The organism is Mesorhizobium sp. WSM4840, from assembly GCF_055811755.1.
Map to the genome: position 1 here is coordinate 47,184 of NZ_JBVVQD010000032.1, position 19,186 is coordinate 66,369.

Here is a 19,186-nt window from a genome sequence, read left to right on the forward strand (position 1 = left end):
CCGCTTGTCGACAGGAATCCGGCGCCGGTGGCTGTTGCACGAAGATGGGTTGTTGCACAAAGGAGAGAGGCAGCGTCGGCCACCTCTCTCCCTGTTCAAGCGTCGCGATTTCAGTTCACCGGATGCCGCGGCCTGGCCAGTCGTGGCAGTAAGACCCTGCCGCTGCCTTGCTTCACTTTTTGCAGATTGGGCTTTTTCACAGGTTGCTTGGGCACGCAGTGTCCACCCACCAGTTTTTCGGTTGCCCGGCAGGCGGTGATGATCAGCGGGTTCTTAACGCATGCCTTGCCGACCAGATGATAGCCGCGCTTGCAGTCGATAATGATGGGGGTATTGCGCACGCATCTCCCGTCGATGCGTTGTTCGTTGCGCTTGCACCTGTCGGCGATCACTGCATTGCGCACGCATTTCAGGCCGACCTGATGGTAACCGGGCAGGCAGTGGATGCTGACCCCAACGCACTTGCCGTTGACACGCTTTTCGGTGCTGCGGCAGGCAGCCACGAGCGGCCTGTCGACGCATTTGCCACGGATCAGCCTCTGGCTCGGCAGGCATGTGCGGCCGGCATCGATGACGACCGGCGGAAGTTGCGGTTTGCCGGGATTGGGTCGCGTATCGACCGCCAGACCATCGCCATTCGGATCAAAATTGCGCTTGATACAGGTAAAATCCTCGCTGCTGTTGTCGACGGTGGCGATCGAACCGTTCTGCTTGATCTCCTGCAGGGTGCACTGGATCGAGCGGGTTCTGACGATGCTGAGCTCGTGTGCGGCACTCGCCTTGAACACACCGCCATCGTTGAAGGCGGCCGTCGTGCCGGTGAAGAATGCGCCGTTCGAGCAGCTGATGCGGTAGTGAAACGCACCCGGCGCATCGCGCTCAACTTGGAACGCCACCTGACCCTTGCGTGGGCAGAGTTTTTTGAAGCCAGCGCTGTCCGAGACAGTGACCTCTCCCTGCCAGTCCGAATGCGCCGGCGGGTTTTCGGGGTTGTCCTGAGGTGCGTCGGTGAAGCCGCCCCCGCCCGCGCCGGTGCAATGGACGGTGATGTCCTTCCAGCCGTCAAATGGTTCGAACGGACCGATGCCGATGATCTCGGTCTTGTATTGGAAGTAGGCGGTGGCGCCGACATCCTCCCATTTCTCGTAGGTGCCGAAATAGCCATTCTTGGTAGCGTCGTATGACGCCCACGCCTGCTGCACCTCGGAGGTGATCGGCCCGTCGTTCTTCTGGCGCCAGATGCGCATCGACACAGGCCCGGCCTGGTTAGCCTGCGCCCGGCTCGTGACCTTCAACGACGGGCAGACCGTACCGAGCGTCGAGCCGGTCTGGTTCGACTGGTAGGTGGTCAGGAACAGCTTGACGTTGCCCACGTCGAATTCGCCGAAATCATTGGCGACGTCCTGAACCGGCGGCTTGATGACGGGGTCGCAGACAACCTGGACGTCGAACGATCCGTGCTCGGCATAGTGCGAGTCGTACAGCGGATGGGGCCAGCTGCCGCCCTGGGCCTCGCTGACCGCATTGTCCATATCGAGCGCCGTGTCGGTCAGTGCCGAGAAGCTCGCATGGAAGCTGTGCGTGAACGAGTAAGACTTTGTCGGCCCATCGGGCTGGAGGTGCTGGTTGCACCTGGCAATGATCTGGTCGCCGTAAGGCACGACGGCGATACCGGTGTCCGACGACAGCGGTATTATGGAGGGATCGAAGGAGAAATTTTCCTGGCGATCGTAGTCGCGGCTGACAGGCGACGCGCTCCAGATCGGCGGAAACGCGCCGCACTGGCCCGGTCCACAAACGCCGAGCGCCACGCCGACATCCTGCATATAACCTGGCCACCATGTGTTGAGCTTCATGTGGCCCCAGAACTGGACGTTGCCGCTCTTAAGCGTGTCCCATTTTTGCTTGTCGCTGGAGCCGACATGGATCGTCGTTTTGGCGCTTTCGGTGTTGAACGACATTGACTTGATGTTCGCCTGCTTGGCGAAGGCCGGTGTGGTGGCGAGCGCGGCTGCGATCAGGGCGACGGTCGCCGCCGTGTTGCGAAAAATATGCTTGGTTGAAGACATCTTCTCTCTCCCTGAAATGTTCCTTCAGGGAGTTTGTCGCCGACTGCAGCGATTAGGTTCACGCAGCGGCTGAAACACGTCCGACCAACGAAAAACCCCGCCGGATTGCTCCCGCGAGGTCTTGGTATTGCGGTCCAATGTGACGGACTGTTGCGCGCCGGGTCCCTACTGGAGAGCCCGCGGCCTGCGCCTCGGCTGCTGTAGGATGTTCGGGTTCAGCAACAGGTTCGGATTGATCTGCAGCGTCGGCGCCCTGCGGATCCGAGCGCAGTCCGGATACTGTCCGACTGTCCCGACCGGACAGCGCCGCTTGACGATCGGCTGGCACCGGCCGTTGATCAGCCGTGAGCCAGGCGCACACTCCACCTGCGGCCTGCGGCATGCCCCTCTGATCACCTCGGTCCCGCGCGGGCAGACACAGGCGCCGTTCTTGGTGCGGATCTGGCCGCGCAGCAGCTTGCACTGTTCCACTAGGGGCGGCTTTTTCCGGATCGGCCGGCAGGCGTCGCCCCTTAGTTCCGTCCCTCTCGGGCAGATGCAATCACCATCCTGGGTACGGATCTGGCCCTTGAGCAGCAGGCAGCGCTCCTTCGGCTTCGGTATGATGACCGTGCCGCCACCGGACGAGCACTGGCCATTGCGGAAGGTTGTGCCTTCCGGGCAGACACACCGGCCGGCGTCGTTCATGACGAGGCCTGCCGAGCACCCCTTCTTCACCTCATGCCTGATGGTGAAGGGATGGCAGGCATAGGCCTTGCCGCGATCGCCCTGCACGCTGGTCAGGTCGCGGGAGAGCACGTCGCCCGCACCTCGCACCGGCGTTTCGGGAGACAGCACGCCGACGCAGTTCTGGCCGCTGACGGTGCCCTGCAGATCGGCCAGGTGGCCGTCGTCGGGAATGATCACGGTTACACGGTGAACGTGGCTTTCCCCGGCGCCGAGCGTCAGGTTGGCGATGCAGGACGCAGGCAAGGTCGCCGGTTCCGGCGCGCAGCCGAAGGGCGGGTCGATCGAGGTGATCGCAACGCCTTCCAGCCGGCCAAGGCCTTCGACGCCGATCGCATCACCGATGCGAACCGGACCGGACAAGGCGTTTTGCCCATCATTCGCGATGGTGATCTCGAACGAGCAAGGCTGGCCCATCCGGCACTCGGCATCGCCGGTCTTCTCGACACGGATGGTCGAGGCGCCGCCACCCTTGGCGCAGGCCCTGCCGATCGGATGGACGATGTCGTCTCCTGGCGCCGGGCCGTAGAAGCCGCGCGCGCAGTTCTCGAACACGCCATTGCCGGCAATCGTCACATCGAAGTGGCGGCTGGTTCCGGGCGTCATGATAGCGCCGGGAATCTGGCACGACAGCGCATTGGCTGGAACCGGTCCGCACGCCCATTCCGCGCCGTCAGGGGTGATAGTCTGGATCGGGACGGGGGCGCCTCCGACCACCAGCGTGGCGGCATCGCTGACCCGCACCGGACCGGTGGGAGCAGTGGTGCCGGTGCTGATGACGGTGATGCGGCAGGTGATGGCCGCAGCGCCGGCCAGCGAGCCGCTGCACAGCTTGGTGATGCGCAGGGCCGGCTTGCCGCCATCACGGATGCGTTGCTTGGCGCAGGCGCGGTTGTTCGTGAGGTCGCTCTCGCCGGGGATGGCCTTCACCTCGGCGCAGTTCTCGACGGTGTCCGGGCGATAGCCGGCCGGCATCACCGCCTTGACGAAAATCGGCGTCGAGGCGCCCGGCGAGAGCACGATGCCGGCATTGTCGCAACGGAACTGGCCGGGGCCGTTCGGTCCGCATGTCCAGGGCGGGGTTGGGCCGAAGCTCGACGATGCCGGCGCGCCGCCCGGATAGGTGTCGGTGACCGTCAGCGGCCCGTCATAGAGGACAATGCCGTTGTTGATGATGTCGATCACGAAGGTGCAGACGCCATCGGCCGTGCAGACCGGGGTGCGGGCACGCTTCTTCAGGATCAGATCGACATTCTTTTCCACCGGCGGCCGGCAGTCGCGGTCACGGTCGCCACGCCGGCAGATCGGGATCGAGGCGCAGCCGCGGTCGTTTTGCTGGCTGCCGAACAGCGGCTTGCCGCTGGCCCCATAATTATAGGCGGCGCAGTTGCGCAAGATGCGGCCCTTCCAACCTCCGGCCGGCTTGAAGCCGAGCTTGAGGTCGACGGAGGCACCCGGGTTGAGCGTGGTCACTGGATGGGTGCACATCATCGGGGTGGCCGCCGGCGCACAGGCCCAGGGCGCATTCGGTCCTGAATCGAGAGTGGAGCCGGCCGGCAGCGTTACTTCGTCGATAACGATCTTGCCGTGATACGGCCCGTCGCCGACATTGGTGACCCTGATGGTGAAGTCGCAGTCGCCACCCATCGTGCAACGCGGAACGTCGGCGCGTTTTTCGACTTTCAGATCCGGCTCCCTGTCCTTGGGCGGACACCTCTGGTCGCGCGGAATGACGATTTCGATCGTCTGCGTGCAGCACAGGCCCCAGCCCTCTTCCGGGCCGGCATAGGTTTCGATTCCGGTGACGATGAGGTGGATGACCTCGCCAGGTGAGGCACCGACGATCTTCCAGTCGAGCACACCGCCGCCCGCCGGCACCAATTGCGTGTCGGGGATGACGGTGATGCCGGGTGTCGTCGTCGAAAGTTGCACCCATTTGCCGCCCATCTCGGCGCCGACCGGCATGTGGTAGATGAAGGCGCCGCCGCCGGGTACGCAATCGACCGTGCCGCGTTCCACCTTGAAGCATTCCCGGTCGCCGGGAGGTGGAGGCGGCGGGTTGCATTTGGTCAAGTCGATCTTGATCGAGGTTTTTTCGCCGGTGAGGAAATTGCCGTCGTCCGGCTTGGCCGGATCCTGCGACGGGATGATGGTCCCGGTGCCGGGTCCGACCGTCAGCTTGATCATGCCCTGATTGTCGACGATCGCCGGCGAGGCAAACGCCGCATGGTCGATCCTGGCGGTGATCTGCAAGGTAATGACGCGCTCGTTCGGAGCGCCGACGCCATCAAGATCGGAGGCGGAGAGCCGGAAATCGGAAACATCAGCCGTGTCGTTGGGATTTGCCGCCGTGCTGATCGAGGCCCCGGGCAGCGGTCCGCCGGACGCATCCGTGCCGTCGCCGGACACATGCACGCCGACGATCCGCAGGCCATTCGGAAGCTGGTCCTTGAAGTCGATCTTGAGCTTTTCCAGCGCGGCCGCGAGGCTCGGGCTGGCAAAAGCTTGCGGGTTGCCGCGCAGGCCAAAGCTCAGCGAATATACGACAAAGTCGCAGCCTCGTTGCCTGCCTTTCTTGGTGAAGAAAGGCACAACCCGGCCGGGCCGCGGATTGACGATGCGCGGATTGTCCAGGTCGAGTCCGAAATCCGGACTGGCGGTTACGAGCGGACCGGGATCGGCGGGCTTGTCGAGGTCGACCTGGCTGGTCTGGGCCGGAACAAGGTCCTGGGCGAAGCCTTGCGCCGGGGCCAGCATGGCAACCGCGATCCCGGCCGCCATCAGCCAGCGCGCGCTGCGCCTGGCGAGTGACAGCGGTTTCATGCTCGTCGCAAGCGGGGAAAATGCTGAAATGCTCACCTTCCCCTCCTCAACGTTCGCAGCTGACGGCTGGGGTTCTGAGCGACACGGTCATCTTGCAGCAAGGGAAGTAGCCGCCCTTCTCGCGGTCGGACTGCCTGTAGAAGCAGAGCCCGACATCGATCGTGTCGCCAGGATAATGGCCGGTGATGCCGATCGTGTGGCGCGCGCCGGGAGCATGCGAGAGGGGTGAAGTCACGCCGACGCCTGATGTCCTGGACAGAGCCTTGATCGAATCGCCGCCAAAGCCGGCAGGGTCGCGGAGATAGAGTTCGGCCTCGAGACCGGAGGGCGTGCAGAAATACCTGACATCCTCAAGGTCGAGGCAAGGAGGCACGCCGCCGGGCGGCGGAAAATCAGGCGGATAGAAAGGTGGCAGGTAACCGCCGCCCGGTATCTGCTCGTAGTAGCCGGCACGGCCTTCGCAGGGGTGCCAGACCTCGACGTCGCCGACATGACCTTCAACCTCGGGGTCCTCGAAATAACCGTCGAAGTCGACGAACCACGAGCCGAAGGGGGGCACGTTGGCCGGCTTGACCAATGCCGCCGGCGTGATTTGCACGCCGTGCAAGGCGAGCGGCCCGCCGCCGGCGAGCTGTTCGGCAAGCGCCGGATTGTTGCGCAATTTGTCGCCGGTCTTGACCAGCGTTTCGGTGCAGACGCTCGCGTCGAGATTGCCGTCGGCGCCATAGCCATATTGCAGGTCGAGGCCGCCGGCCGACTGCCGGTTGCCTTGCGGGAAACCGACCGGATAGTCCTGCGGCATTTCCACCCAGATTGATTCCGTCGCCGGATCGTCCGGGTTTTCGCGCCAATAGCGGATGACCTCTCCCTTGCCGGAATCGACGAACTGGCTGTAGTCGTAGCGGCTTTCCACCGGGCCGCGCTGGGCCAGGTACATGAAGCCGCTGATATCGAAAGCGATGTCGGTGACGGCGTGGTCCTTGTCGGCCTTGACCGTCAGCTCCCAGCGCGGGTCGCCGGCAAATCTGCCGTCGCGGGCAACGCCCACCGACCAGATCTCGGCCTTTTCACCAACCGAATAATAGAGTCGGCCGCCATGATAGGCGACGGACCAGACGCGGCGCTCATCCTGCGTGTAGCCCCAGCTGTCGGGGTCTTCGCTGTCGAAGGCAGCGTCTTCGATGTCCATCCCCGTCCCATCGTCGGCAAGCGGGGCCAACTGGTGCGCCGGACGCCCGGCAATGCCGTGGTCGAACATGTCGACCAGGGCGCCGTTGGCATCGATGCGATGGATGAGACCGGTGTCGAGGTCGCTGGCGAAGAGCTGGCGGTTGATGGTGTCGAAGGTGACGTCGCCGATGCTGGGACCGCTGTTGGTGTCGATGTCGGCGAATTTGCTCACTTGGCCGGAGATGCCGTCGATCTTCCAGATCGTGCCCGGTCCGCCACCGTTCTCGGTGCCGAACTGGCCATCCATGAAGGTGGCGCCGGCAGCACCGCGACGCTGCCGCTCGGGAGGACCGTCCGCATCTTCGTCTGACGTGACGATGCGGATGCCATGCAACGAGGTGGCGCCGGCATAGAGGTTCGGAATGCCTGAGGGAGCGCCGTCGCGGACACCGTCGTCATAGGTGATGGCGAACACCTGGCCGATCTGCCCGGCCGTCACTTCGAAGGGCGGCGGCGTGAAGACGAGTTGGCCGGAAGCCGGCCCGCCTAGGCTTGAAACATCGAAAACGCGCAAGGTTGCGCGCGTCGTGTCGATGAAGGTTTCGCCGACAGGGTCGACGCCGGGCGGGAGGCCCTCTTCGAATTTGGGGCCTTCTTCGAGAGTGGGATCCTGTTCGAAATCGGGAATGACGGTGCCGGAAAATCCGGTCACCGCCATCGAGCCTCGATAGATGATCTGCGTTTCCTGCGCCTGGGCGGCACCGCCAAGCCACAGGGTGGTGGCGAGCGCCAGCGCCAGAAAGCCACTGGTTTGTTGCATCGCACGACGCGAACGGCCAGCACGAGTGCGCACGAACGCGCCGTGGTCGCCAGACATGGAGTTCCCCCCCGGGCTACGGGAGAAACATCCGGCATTTCCGCGCAAATCAGGGCAAGGCGCGGCGTTCCGGCACGTTTTTCCCTGATCGAATTGTCTGCTTTCCTCGTAGTCACGATATGCCGGCACTTACGCGGGGTCAACGGAATCAGCGGAAGGCCTGGCATATCGGCTCCATCCCGCAAGCGGTGGTCGCGCTGAGTTCCCGGAGACCGCGGAGGCTCTGGATTTCCAGTCATGGGGCTTTCCTTTGGGCCGCACCATGCGGCGCACCTTGGTGTCAGTCGCGAACGGACGCGGAAAGGTTCAGGGGAGCCATGGCCGGAGAACAACCGGCCGGCCCGAGAAAAGGATGTTGGACGCCTTGCGCAGAATGCTTGCGCGCCGCGCAGCCTGTTCTTATATACGCGCCAAGCCGTTCGACGCCGGAATGCCGGTTGCCGAAGCGGAATTTCTTGTGAACAGGGGCTTTCGCCGGAACGCCTGTACGGGTCCTGAGAGCCTGCTTAGCGGAGAGATTAGAAAAATGGCAAAAGTAATCGGTATCGATCTGGGGACCACCAACTCTTGTGTCGCCATCATGGATGGCAAGGAATCGAAGGTGATCGAGAATGCGGAAGGCGCGCGCACGACCCCTTCCATCGTCGCCATAAACAGCGATGGCGAGCGCCTCGTCGGCCAGCCGGCCAAGCGCCAGGCAGTCACCAATCCTGAAAATACCATCTTCGCGGTCAAGCGCCTGATCGGCCGCCGCTATGACGATCCGGTGACGGAAAAAGACAAGAAGCTTGTCCCCTACAAGATCGTCAAGGGCGACAATGGCGACGCCTGGGTCGAGGCCGGCGGCAAGAAGCAGTCACCCAGCCAGATCTCGGCGATGATCCTGCAGAAGATGAAGGAAACGGCGGAAGCCTATCTCGGCGAGAAGGTCGAGAAGGCGGTCATCACCGTTCCAGCCTATTTTAACGACGCCCAGCGCCAGGCAACCAAGGATGCCGGCAAGATCGCCGGCCTCGAAGTGCTGCGCATCATCAACGAGCCGACCGCGGCCGCGCTTGCCTATGGCCTCGACAAGAAGGAAGGCAAGACCATTGCCGTCTATGACCTTGGCGGCGGCACCTTCGACATTTCGGTGCTCGAAATCGGCGACGGCGTCTTCGAGGTGAAGTCGACCAATGGCGACACCTTCCTCGGCGGCGAGGACTTCGACATGCGTCTGGTCGAATATCTGGCGGCCGAGTTCAAGAAGGAACAGGGCATCGACCTGCGGAGCGACAAGCTCGCCCTTCAGCGCCTCAAGGAAGCGGCCGAAAAGGCCAAGATCGAGCTGTCGTCGACGACGCAGACCGAGATCAACCTGCCCTTCATCACCGCCGATGCCACCGGTCCCAAGCACCTGACGCTGAAGCTGACGCGGGCGAAGTTCGAGAGCCTGGTCGAGGATCTCGTCCAGCGCACGATCGATCCCTGCAAGGCGGCGCTCAAGGATGCCGGTCTGAAAGCCGGCGAAATCGACGAGGTCGTCCTGGTCGGCGGCATGACCCGCATGCCCAAGATCCAGGAGATCGTGAAGCAGTTCTTCGGCAAGGAGCCGCACAAGGGCGTCAACCCGGATGAGGTCGTCGCATTGGGCGCCGCCATCCAGGCCGGCGTGCTGCAGGGCGACGTCAAGGACGTGCTGCTGCTCGACGTGACGCCGCTGTCGCTCGGCATCGAGACGCTGGGTGGTGTGTTCACGCGGCTGATCGAGCGCAACACGACGATCCCGACCAAGAAGAGCCAGGTGTTCTCGACGGCCGAGGATTCACAGTCGGCCGTGACTATCCGCGTCTTCCAGGGCGAGCGTGAAATGGCCGCCGACAACAAGGCGCTCGGCCAGTTCGACCTGGTCGGCATTCCGCCGGCGCCGCGTGGCGTGCCGCAGATCGAGGTCACTTTCGACATCGACGCCAACGGCATCGTCAATGTCTCGGCCAAGGACAAGGGCACCGGCAAGGAGCACCAGATCCGCATCCAGGCGTCTGGCGGCCTTTCGGACGCCGACATCGAGAAGATGGTGAAGGACGCCGAAGCCAATGCCGAGGCCGACAAGAAGCGGCGCGCGCTGGTCGAGGCCCGCAACCAGGCCGAGGCGCTGGTGCATTCCTCGGAGAAGTCGCTGAAGGAATATGGCGAGAAGGTTTCCGAGGCCGATCGCACGGCGATCGCCGATGCGATCGCGGCGCTGAAGACCGCTGCCGAAGGCGACGACACGGCCGAGATCGAAGCCAAGACCCAGGCGCTCGCAGAAACCTCGATGAAGCTCGGCCAGGCCATGTACGAGGCTTCGCAGAAGGAAGCCGCGGAGGCTGACGCCAAGGCGGATGCCGCCAAGGACAGCGACGTGGTCGATGCCGATTTCGAGGAAATCAACGAGGACGACGACAAGAAGAAGTCGGCCTGAGCGGCCGGATGGCAGGTTTAGGCAGAAAGCCCGGCGCAAAGCCGGGCTTTTTTGCAACTCTGGCCGAAAAAGTGCGGGCCTGATCGAAAAAGTGCGAGCAAGCCCGTGTCAACACTGGCATCCCGGCTCCATCGCACCTAAATCGGAACAGCGTGCCGGCAAACGACGCAACAAGGCTTCAAGACGTTGAATATCCGGACTGCAGGAAAAGATGAAAGCTGATTTCTACGAAACGTTGGGCGTGCAAAAGGGGGCCGACGAGAAGGAGCTCAAGAGCGCTTTCCGCAAGCTCGCCATGCAGTTCCATCCCGATCGCAATCCCGGCGATCATGCCTGTGAGCACAAATTCAAGGAAATCAACGAAGCCTACGAGACGCTGAAGGACCCGCAGAAACGTGCGGCCTACGACCGTTTCGGCCACGCCGCCTTTGAACAGGGCGGCATGAACGGCGGCGCACACGGCTTCGGCGCCGGCGGCTTCGCCGACATCTTCGAGGATATTTTCGGCGACATGATGGGCGGGCGCCAGCGCCGCTCCTCAGGTGGCCGCGAGCGCGGCGCCGACCTGCGCTACAATATGGAAATCACGCTGGAGGAGGCGTTTACCGGCAAGACCGCACAGATTCACGTGCCGGCCTCGATCTCCTGCACGGAATGCTCCGGCAGCGGCGCCAAGCCCGGCACCCAGCCCGTCACCTGCTCGATGTGCAACGGCCACGGCAAGGTGCGCGCCACGCAAGGGTTCTTTTCGATCGAGCGCACCTGCCCGCAATGCCAGGGGCGTGGCCAGACCATCAAGGAGCCGTGCCCGAAATGTGCCGGCCAGGGCCGCGTCACCGAGGAGCGCTCGCTGTCGGTCAATATCCCGGCCGGCATCGAGGACGGCACGCGCATCCGCCTTGCCAATGAGGGCGAGGCCGGCCTGCGCGGCGGCCCGTCGGGCGACCTCTATATTTTCCTGGCGGTCAAGCCGCACGAATTCTTCCAGCGCGACGGCGCCGATCTCTACTGCAAGGTGCCGATCTCAATGACGACGGCTGCCCTTGGCGGTTCCTTCGAGGTGACGACGCTGGACGGCACCCAGACGAAGGTCAAGGTGCCGGAAGGCACCCAGAACGGCCGCCAGTTCCGCCTCAAGGGCAAGGGCATGCCGGTGCTGCGCCAGCACAACGTCGGCGATCTTTACATCCAGACCGCGGTCGAGACGCCGCAGAACCTATCCCGCCGCCAGCGCGAGCTGCTGGAGGAGTTCGAGCAGCTTTCCTCGAAGGATAATTCGCCGCAGTCGAGCGGCTTTTTCGCCCGCATGAAGGACTTTTTCGAGACCTTCGGCGAGCGCTGATGGCGACTCTCGCCAATCGGGTGTAAGATACAATCGAGCGGAAGCTCCCCTAGCGTCATCAACACCTTATACCGGCGTCCGCCTTGCCTTGAAGCCCGTAGCTGCTAAGTAGCCACTCGGGGGACCGTTCAGGAGAACTTGCATGGCACATGGTCCCGGACTGCGAAAGGCGCTGGCAGAGAAGTTCGACGACGAACTGAAATTCTTCAAGGGCTGGATCGACAAGCCGAAGGCGGTCGGTTCGATCGTGCCGACCAGTTCCATCACGGCCCGCAAGATGGCCTCCGTCGTCGACCCGAAGTCGAGCCTGCCGGTGCTCGAAGTCGGGCCCGGCACCGGCGTCATCACCCGAGCCATCCTCGCCCAGGGCGTAAAGCCTGAAAATCTCTACGCAGTCGAATACTCCCCCGATTTCGTGCGCCATCTGCGCCAGCTCTATCCCGGCGTCAACGTCATCGAGGGCGACGCCTTCAATCTCGATGCGACGCTCGGCGACAAGAGCGGCCTGACCTTCGATTCGGTCATCTCCGGCGTGCCATTGCTCAATTTCCCGGTCGCCCAGCGCGTCGCCTATGTCGAAAGCCTTCTCGACCGCATCCCGACAGGCCGCCCGGTCGTGCAGCTGACCTACGGCCCGCTGTCGCCGATCCCGCCCGGCCGCGGCGACTACACGGTCGAGCATTTCCATTTCGTCATCCGCAACATCCCGCCAACGCAGCTGTGGATCTATCGGCGCGGGGCGCATTAGGGTGTGCCGATATTCAGGTGAGCCCGGCCTGACCTGAATCTCATCACACCTTTCACACATGTCCCCCCAAGGTCCCTTTTTTCGATTTTTGGGCCGGTGCGTTGATTTGACCGATCCTTGACTGTACCTGTCCGGGAACAAGGGTGGCCAATGGCAGTGATCCCGAAAATTCTCGTCTTCGCGGGCTCGATTCGCACTGGCGCCTACAGCGGCAGGACGGCCGATGTGGCGCAGAAGGAACTCGCCCTGCAGGGCGCCGAGGTGACCCGCATCTCGCTTGCCGACTATCCGCTGCCGATCCTCGACGAGGACCTGGAAAAGGAGAAAGGCATTCCTGAAAACGCCATCAAGTTTGCCCGGCAGATCGCCGCGCATGATGGGCTGCTGATCGCGACGCCCGAATATAACGGCTCGATCCCGCCGCTGCTCAAGAACACCATCGATTGGGTGAGCCGGGTGCGCATGGATGGCGGGCGGTCGTTCAGGCCGTTCGCCGGCAAGCCCGCCGGCCTTTGTTCGTCTTCCAAAGGACATTTCGCCGGGGTACGCTGCATCAACCATCTGCGCGCCGTGCTGGTGCGCTGCAAGATGGAGGTGGTGACGCCGGAATGCTCGGTGCCGGAGGGCGGCAACGCCTTCGACGAGGACGGAAATTTCAGGGACGAGAAACTGCACAGATCGATGGAGCACCTATGCCGCACGCTGATCGAAACCTCGCGCATGCTGTCGACGCGGATCGAGGCGTGATCCAGCAACGCGACAGCACCATGCAAGACAGGCTGATCGTCGGCCTCGACCTGCCGACGCTGAAGGACGCCGAGAAGGCGGTGCGCGAGCTCGACGGGGTCATCTCCTTCTATAAGATCGGCTATCAGCTCGCATTCGCCGGCGGCCTCGACTTCGCCCGCGAGCTCGCCAGCGGCGGCACCAGGATCTTCCTCGACATGAAGCTGCTCGACATCGACAACACGGTGGCCAAGGGTGTCGAGGCGATCGCCGGGATGGGCATGACCATGCTGACGCTGCACGCCTATCCGAAGACGATGAAGGCAGCGGTCGAGGCCGCCAGGGGCAGCGATCTCTGCCTGCTCGGCGTCACCGTGCTGACCTCGATGGACGAGCAGGACGTGATCGACGCCGGCTATGAGCATGACCCGCACACGCTGGTGCTGAGGCGCTCCGAACAGGCGCTGCATGCCGGCATGGGGGGCATCGTCTGCTCGGCCGAGGAAGCGGAAGCGGTGCGCCGGATCGTCGGGCCCGACATGGCCGTCGTCACGCCGGGGATACGGCCCAAGGGCAGCGACCATGGCGACCAGAAACGCGTGGTCACGCCGGCGCAGGCGATCCGCAACGGCTCCAGCCATCTCGTCGTCGGCCGGCCGATCGTCGGCGCCGCCGACAGGCGGGCGGTCGCGGAAGCTATTCTTGACGAAATGCGCTCGGCCTAGGACCAATTCCGAAACTCTACTCCGGCGGCCGTCTGGCGGCGTTTTCTCCGCTTCCGGTGCTCATATACTTTAAGTACGCTCCGCTCCGGTTCTCGAAAACACCCCCAGCCATCTCGCCGGAGCGACTTTCAAAATCGGTCCGCACGGCCAAAACGAGGAGAAGAAGCATGCCCAAGGGATACTGGATCGCCCGCGTCGATGTGCGCGATGCGGAAGGCTACAAGGACTATGTCACTGCAGCCAAACCGGCTTTCGATCGTTTCGGCGCCGTTTTCCTGGCACGAGGCGGTGCGCATGAAAAGGCAGAAGGGCCGGGCCGCGACCGCAACGTGATCATCGAGTTTCCGTCATTGGCTGCGGCGCACGATTGCTATCACTCGCCGGAGTACCAACGCGCCGTCGCGATCCGCCAAAAGGTGGCCGACGGCGAGATCGTGCTGGTCGAAGGGGTTTAGTTCAGCGGCCACCGCCGTAGCGTGCAGAGTCATTTGGAACCGTCGCGAACGTGCCCGCGGCGATCAGACCGAATGCAGGATGTAAAGCTTGCGCGTTTTCTCGTGGATGGTCCATTCGCCCTCCCAGCCAAGAGGCAGGACAAGCAATTCGCCGGGCCCGACATCTTTGGCCGCGCCGTCGGGACCGTGCAGCGTCACGCGGCCGGAGACGATGTGGCAAATCTCGGAATTCGTGTCTCGGCGCGCGGTGAACCGGCCCTGCGAACATTCCCAGACACCGACTTCGATCTTGCCATCTTCCGAAGTCCACTGGCGGACTTGGCTGCAGGGTTCCGGGCAGCTTCACGCAGGATTTCTGCTCAAGACGCGGCCAATCGACCAAAACGACTCGCAGCGGTCTCGGCCATCGCATCGGCGAGGCCCATCTCCCACTGCGTACGGCAATAGGCGCGGAAATCGAAGCAGGGCAGGCCGGGGCAGACCTCGAACTCGATGAGATGGACGCTGTCGTCGGCCTCGACCCGGAAATCGATGGAAAACACATCCCGCAAGCCAAGTCCGGTCATCATGCTTTCGGCGATCCGTCGGATCCTTGCATCGGCTCGCGGCTGGGTGGCGGCGACCGGCAGCAGCACCGGCTCGGTGTATGTTCCCGCCGCCCTGGCAGCCTCGCCGGTGTCGCCGTAAAGCACCAGGCTGTCCGCCATGGTCTGGAAATCACCGCCCGAATCGACAAAGGCGACGCCGAGCGCTTCGACGCCGGTGTCCGGCTTCAGGCCCAGAAAACTGGCGCGCGCATTGCGCCCGGCGACATAGGGCTGCACGACGACATCGTCGCGATAGGCGTCGAAAACACGCCGGCTGAGCTCCAGTGCGTGGCCGAGATCACTGCTGCGCGACTCCGGCCAGATGCCGATCTTGGCGCCGAGCCGGTTCGGCTTGACGAACCAGCCGGCTGGCGAAGCTGGTGGCTCGACCAGCCAGCGGCCGTCGCGGGCCAAGCCGGATTGCGGCACCGGCAGGCCGAGTGCGCCGAGCACGGCGCCGGAGCGGAATTTGTCCTGGCACAGTGCAAACAGCGCATCATCGGCGCCGAGTGCCTTCAGGCCGTTCAGCCTCGCCAAAGCCGGTGCCGCGCCACCGCGGAAATAGGCGACGCCGTCTGTCAGCGTCCAGACGAGCGTCGTGTCCTCACCGGCAAGCACGCTTGCGGCATCGTCGAGTTCCACCGGCACGAACGACAGACCGCGCGTCTGGCAGGCTGCCGCCAGCGTGTCGAACTCAGGGGCGATGTCGGTCGACTGCGCCAGATAGGAGGCGATTTCGGCGGCGCGCGCCGGCACGTGGCCATCGGCGACCAGCCGGTCGAAGCAGGCCTTTTCCGGCTCGTATACAAGGATCAGCTTCGGCCTGCGGCTTGACATGAGATGCACGATCCGGGGATGAACGGGTCCTGGCAGCGCGATTGCCTACCATCGCACGGCAGACGCATTCGGCTTTCGCGGAAAACCGACGTCAGCTGGACGCCTGCGCGACAGTGCTGGCGCGATCTTCCTGTTGACCGTGATCTTTTCCGGACCGAAGGTTCGGGATCATGGCCTAGGCGATCAGCACGCGCGGCTCGAAGTGGCCGTTCACCGGAATATCGAGCAGAAACGTCATGCCGGCTTGCGGATCCAGCAGGCGCTGTTTCTCATCCTTGCCCGACCAGGCGGAGGTGACCGCCAGCCGATCGGCATTCCTGCCGACAAAGGCCGGGCAGGAGGGCTGCGTCACCGGCATCGCGACCGATCGGATGAGCTTGCCGTCAGGCCCGTATGCTTCGATGACGCTGCCGCCCCAGCAGGCGTTCCAAAGAACACCGTCGCGATCGAGCACCGAACCGTCGATATAGCCCTTGGCCTTGCGGTGATCGACGAAGATCTTCGGTTCGCCGACCGGCAGGCCAGTCGCTGGATCGCAGGCGACGCGCATCAACAGGCCGGTGCTGGTGTCAGTATAAAAGGCGAACGTTCCATCTTCGGAAAAGCAGATCGAGTTCGACACCGTGATGTCGGAATAAAGCCGGCGCAACTCTCCCTTGAGGAACCAGTAGATCGAGCCGGCGGCCTTTTCCTCACCCTTGCCCATCGTGCCGACCCAAAAGGCCCCGCAGGGGTGGACGCGCGAATCGTTCGAGCGCGTCCCCGCATTGTCGGCCTCGATCGCCGTGTGCAGTGTCATCTTGCCGGTCGCCACGTCGCGGACATGCAGGCCGGTTTCGGTGGCGATCAATTGTCTTTTGTCGTCGATGAAGGCGATCGCGCTGGCCATCTGGCCAAGCTCTTGGATTTTGACCGTACCGCCGGAAAGGCGCTTTTCCAAAAGCTGGCCGTTGACGATGTCGAACCAGTAGAGCGTATCGGTGGTGGGGTCGTAGCTCGGGCCTTCGCCGAGCTGGCAGACATGGTCGGAAAAAACCGAGACGATGGCTTCGCTCATCCTGCCGCTCCAAACGCCGCATCCCAGGCTGCGACTGCGGCCTGCGCCCGCGTTGCCACCTCGTCGACGCTCATACCAGGCTTGAACAGGCTGGAGCCGAGGCCGAAGACGCTGACGCCGGCCGCCTTGTAGCCGGCAAAGTCCTTTTCCGAAACACCGCCGACGGCACCGACCAGCGTCTCAGCCGGCAAAACCGCGCGCATCGCCGCGATGCCGGCCGCGCCAAGCACGCTCGCCGGGAAGAATTTCAGCGCCGAGGCGCCGAGCCGGATGGCCTGGAAGGCCTCGGTTGGCGTGAACACGCCGGGCATCGTCACCATGCCGTAATGCATCGTCCGGCCCATGACATCGGCATCGACGTTGGGGCTGACCAGCAGCCGCCCGCCGGCCTTGTGCAAGCGATCGACATCGGCCGCGGTCAGCACAGTCCCGGCGCCGACCAGTGCCGTCGCCGGCAGCGCGTCAACGATCCTCGCGATCGAGGCAAAAGGGTCCGGCGAATTGAGCGGCACTTCGATCGCTTCGATGCCGGCCTCGAAGATCGCCCGGGCAACGGCCACCGCCTCGTCCGGCTTGAGGCCGCGCAGGATGGCGACAAGGCCTCGCCCGAGCTTCGGAAACGGTGCGGTCTCGGTCATGCTACAACTCCGCTTCCGGCAATCATGCCATTTTCACGCGCCGCCTCGATCAAGCCGGCACGCACTGCCTCTTCGGCATCGACGGCTCTCACCGCAAGTCCGGCAAGACCGAGCGCCTCAGTATAGAGCGTGCCGAGCGCGCCGGAAGCGACCAGCACGACCGACCCGCCTTTGGCATAACGGCGGCTGGCCGACGCGATCTCGCCGCCGATCAGCAGGCCGGACAGGCAAGCAGCGGCATCGTCGGGGTTCAGGTCCTGCAGCAGGCCCGCGGCGCGGATCGAGAACAGCCTCGACGTGACATCGCCGCCCTCAGCCAGCGCTTGCTCGCACCAGCGCCGGAAAAACGGATTGCCTGCTGCAACCGGCTGGGGCTGCTCGCCAAGCGAATGGCGCAGGATCGAATGCGCCGCCAGCACCGAAAACAGCTCCCCGGTCGGCCAGGTGCCAAAACCGGTAACGCCGCCGTCCTCGACCAGCACCCATTTCGAATGGGTGCCGGGCATGCAGACGAGATGGTGGCCTTTTGCCGGCAAACCGGCGCCGGCAAGCTGCGTTTCCTCGCCGCGCATGACGTCAGGCGCGTCGGCCTGGCGCTGGGCCAGGCCCGGCACGATGCGGATGTCGCGGCGCTGGCCGGGGACGCGCGCAGCACCGGCAAGGATGGCACCGATCGGCGCCGGCACGGTGACATAGGGCGCCTCGAGCCAGCCCTGGCGCGATCCGGCCATGCCGCAGACGATGACGGGCATCGCTTCCGGCGCGCCCATCGCCGCCAGATGTCCTTCGAGGACGGTCGAAAACCCGGCGGCTTGCGCGGTGATCAGCCCGTCGTCGCCGCGGCGCTCGGCAAGCACGTTTCCGGCCTCATCGACCAGCCAGACCCTGAGACGGGTCGTGCCCCAGTCGACGGCGGCCACAGAAGGCACGTTGCTCGCTGAGTTCACAGGAAGCCCCCATCGACGATCAGCATCTGTGCGGTCAGCATCCGCGAAGCGTCCGACGCCAGGAACAGCACCGTGCCGACAATGTCTTCCGGCTGCATCACCTGCTTGATGCATTGCTTGGCAATATGGGCGGCGAGCGCCTGTTCGGTGACCCAGAGCTGCTTCTGCCGCTTGGTGATCACCCAGCCCGGTGCGATCGCATTGACGCGAATGCCGTCGGCGCCGAGCTTGCCGGCAAGCCCCTTGGTCAGGCCGACGATGCCGGCCTTGGCGGCGGTATAGGCCGGCATGTCGGGGTGGTTGATCAGAAACGACGTCGACGTGAAGTTGATGATCGAGCCGCCGCCGGCGCGCTTCATGCCCGGCGCTACCGCCTGGGCGGTGAAGAAATGCGGACGCAGGTTGACCGCCTGGTTGTTGTCCCAGAACTCCACCGTGACGTCTTCCACCGCGTGGCGATCGTCAAGGGCTGCATTGTTGACCAGCACGGTGACGTCGCCATGGGCTTCGGCCGCCTTGGCGGCTGAAGCCCGCAGCGCCTCGATGTCGCGTATGTCCGTCTTGAGATAGAGAGGCCGTCGGCCGAGATCCTTCTCGATGCGGTCGGCCAGCGCCAGGCTCGGGCCGTCGGCGATGTCGATGAAGGCGACCTTTGCCCCCTGGCGTGCAAAACCCTCGGTCAGCGCCGCACCGATGCCGGAACCGCCGCCGGTGATCAGCACCGAAGCACCTTCAAGGTCGGCAAAGCGTGCCGATGGCATCATTTTTTTCTCCCTGCGCATGACCCCGAAAATCGGTTTCGATTTTCGGAAAGGATCGTGCGCAAAAGTGCTACAGCGTCCTTTGCGCGTCCAAAAAGGACGCGCGGCGCAGTAGGCTCAGTCGGCGCGCATCCTAGCCAGCCCGGTCGGGGGAGCAAGGGAGAAAAACCGATTCCCCAGGCTTATGTCAGACAAAAAGGCGATCACGCCCACTACGCGTCCTCGCAGCGGCGGCCAACCCCACGAAGGCATCGA

At 64.0% G+C, this 19,186-nt stretch carries 14 protein-coding genes and 1 pseudogene; 6 read left to right on the plus strand and 9 right to left on the minus strand.

The annotated features are described in order from the left end of the window. Positions 1-110 precede the first annotated feature (110 nt). From AC0L3I_RS30185 to AC0L3I_RS30195, 3 genes are all read right to left on the minus strand, one after another. On the minus strand, positions 111-2,069 hold the full coding sequence (locus tag AC0L3I_RS30185; RefSeq protein WP_473529329.1) for an EB domain-containing protein: 1,959 nt from the start codon (positions 2,067-2,069) through the stop codon (positions 111-113). A 165-nt stretch (positions 2,070-2,234) separates the two neighbouring features. Further along, complete coding sequence (locus AC0L3I_RS30190; protein ID WP_473529341.1) at positions 2,235-5,618, minus strand: DUF7929 domain-containing protein; 3,384 nt, start codon at positions 5,616-5,618, stop codon at positions 2,235-2,237. 46 nt (positions 5,619-5,664) lie between these two features. Beyond that, complete coding sequence (locus tag AC0L3I_RS30195) at positions 5,665-7,608, minus strand: hypothetical protein (RefSeq protein ID WP_473485660.1); 1,944 nt, start codon at positions 7,606-7,608, stop codon at positions 5,665-5,667. Between the two features lie 583 nt (positions 7,609-8,191). Between AC0L3I_RS30195 and dnaK the strand changes: the two genes are divergently transcribed. The 6 genes from dnaK (at position 8,192) to AC0L3I_RS30225 (ending at position 14,104) form a co-directional block, all read left to right on the plus strand. Further along, a complete protein-coding gene (dnaK, locus tag AC0L3I_RS30200; RefSeq protein WP_123147317.1) occupies positions 8,192-10,108 on the plus strand; it encodes a molecular chaperone DnaK in 1,917 nt (638 codons plus the stop codon). A gap of 211 nt (positions 10,109-10,319) precedes the next feature. Further along, the gene (dnaJ, locus tag AC0L3I_RS30205) at positions 10,320-11,450 is read left to right on the plus strand and encodes a molecular chaperone DnaJ (protein WP_473485661.1); all 1,131 of its coding nucleotides are present in this window, start codon (positions 10,320-10,322) and stop codon (positions 11,448-11,450) included. A gap of 142 nt (positions 11,451-11,592) precedes the next feature. Beyond that, positions 11,593-12,198 carry a phospholipid N-methyltransferase PmtA gene (pmtA, locus tag AC0L3I_RS30210; RefSeq protein WP_473529330.1) on the plus strand — a complete coding sequence of 202 codons (606 nt, stop codon included), beginning with the start codon at positions 11,593-11,595 and terminating at the stop codon, positions 12,196-12,198. A 150-nt stretch (positions 12,199-12,348) separates the two neighbouring features. Then, positions 12,349-12,945: an NADPH-dependent FMN reductase gene (locus tag AC0L3I_RS30215; protein WP_473529331.1), complete on the plus strand. Its 597-nt coding sequence runs from the start codon at positions 12,349-12,351 to the stop codon at positions 12,943-12,945. Between the two features lie 20 nt (positions 12,946-12,965). After that, positions 12,966-13,649, plus strand: a complete 684-nt coding sequence (gene pyrF / locus AC0L3I_RS30220; protein ID WP_473529342.1) for an orotidine-5'-phosphate decarboxylase — start codon at positions 12,966-12,968, stop codon at positions 13,647-13,649. Positions 13,650-13,816: 167 nt separating this feature from the next. Continuing rightward, the gene (locus AC0L3I_RS30225) at positions 13,817-14,104 is read left to right on the plus strand and encodes a DUF1330 domain-containing protein (RefSeq protein ID WP_091591899.1); all 288 of its coding nucleotides are present in this window, start codon (positions 13,817-13,819) and stop codon (positions 14,102-14,104) included. Positions 14,105-14,167: 63 nt separating this feature from the next. On the opposite strand, the pseudogene AC0L3I_RS30230 reads toward AC0L3I_RS30225, so the two are convergent. The 6 genes and pseudogenes from AC0L3I_RS30230 to AC0L3I_RS30255 form a co-directional block, all read right to left on the minus strand. Then, positions 14,168-14,395: pseudogene (locus AC0L3I_RS30230) on the minus strand (cupin domain-containing protein); the annotation flags it as partial. A gap of 68 nt (positions 14,396-14,463) precedes the next feature. Next, entirely contained in the window at positions 14,464-15,528 is a 1,065-nt protein-coding gene (locus tag AC0L3I_RS30235) for a D-alanine--D-alanine ligase family protein (RefSeq protein ID WP_473529332.1), read from the minus strand. 175 nt (positions 15,529-15,703) lie between these two features. Then, on the minus strand, positions 15,704-16,585 hold the full coding sequence (locus AC0L3I_RS30240) for an SMP-30/gluconolactonase/LRE family protein (RefSeq protein ID WP_473485665.1): 882 nt from the start codon (positions 16,583-16,585) through the stop codon (positions 15,704-15,706). After that, positions 16,582-17,223 carry a 2-dehydro-3-deoxy-6-phosphogalactonate aldolase gene (locus AC0L3I_RS30245; RefSeq protein WP_473485666.1) on the minus strand — a complete coding sequence of 214 codons (642 nt, stop codon included), beginning with the start codon at positions 17,221-17,223 and terminating at the stop codon, positions 16,582-16,584. Before AC0L3I_RS30245 ends, AC0L3I_RS30240 begins: the two co-directional genes overlap by 4 nt. Next, on the minus strand, positions 17,220-18,170 hold the full coding sequence (locus AC0L3I_RS30250) for a 2-dehydro-3-deoxygalactonokinase (RefSeq protein ID WP_473485667.1): 951 nt from the start codon (positions 18,168-18,170) through the stop codon (positions 17,220-17,222). The genes AC0L3I_RS30245 and AC0L3I_RS30250 overlap by 4 nt, the downstream gene beginning before the upstream one ends. Further along, positions 18,167-18,934, minus strand: coding sequence for an SDR family NAD(P)-dependent oxidoreductase (locus AC0L3I_RS30255; protein WP_473529333.1), 768 nt, complete (start codon positions 18,932-18,934; stop codon positions 18,167-18,169). The genes AC0L3I_RS30250 and AC0L3I_RS30255 overlap by 4 nt, the downstream gene beginning before the upstream one ends. Positions 18,935-19,186: the final 252 nt, after the last annotated feature.

Coding starts and splice junctions, on each gene's coding strand:
- pyrF (WP_473529342.1), top strand. CDS start 12,966: ATGCAAGACAGGCTGATCGTCGGCCTCGACCTGCCGACGCTGAAGGAC.
- AC0L3I_RS30185 (WP_473529329.1), bottom strand. CDS start 2,069: ATGTCTTCAACCAAGCATATTTTTCGCAACACGGCGGCGACCGTCGCC.
- AC0L3I_RS30225 (WP_091591899.1), top strand. CDS start 13,817: ATGCCCAAGGGATACTGGATCGCCCGCGTCGATGTGCGCGATGCGGAA.
- AC0L3I_RS30245 (WP_473485666.1), bottom strand. CDS start 17,223: ATGACCGAGACCGCACCGTTTCCGAAGCTCGGGCGAGGCCTTGTCGCC.
- AC0L3I_RS30190 (WP_473529341.1), bottom strand. CDS start 5,618: ATGAAACCGCTGTCACTCGCCAGGCGCAGCGCGCGCTGGCTGATGGCG.
- AC0L3I_RS30195 (WP_473485660.1), bottom strand. CDS start 7,608: ATGCAACAAACCAGTGGCTTTCTGGCGCTGGCGCTCGCCACCACCCTG.
- AC0L3I_RS30235 (WP_473529332.1), bottom strand. CDS start 15,528: ATGTCAAGCCGCAGGCCGAAGCTGATCCTTGTATACGAGCCGGAAAAG.
- dnaK (WP_123147317.1), top strand. CDS start 8,192: ATGGCAAAAGTAATCGGTATCGATCTGGGGACCACCAACTCTTGTGTC.
- AC0L3I_RS30215 (WP_473529331.1), top strand. CDS start 12,349: ATGGCAGTGATCCCGAAAATTCTCGTCTTCGCGGGCTCGATTCGCACT.
- AC0L3I_RS30240 (WP_473485665.1), bottom strand. CDS start 16,585: ATGAGCGAAGCCATCGTCTCGGTTTTTTCCGACCATGTCTGCCAGCTC.
- pmtA (WP_473529330.1), top strand. CDS start 11,593: ATGGCACATGGTCCCGGACTGCGAAAGGCGCTGGCAGAGAAGTTCGAC.
- dnaJ (WP_473485661.1), top strand. CDS start 10,320: ATGAAAGCTGATTTCTACGAAACGTTGGGCGTGCAAAAGGGGGCCGAC.
- AC0L3I_RS30255 (WP_473529333.1), bottom strand. CDS start 18,934: ATGATGCCATCGGCACGCTTTGCCGACCTTGAAGGTGCTTCGGTGCTG.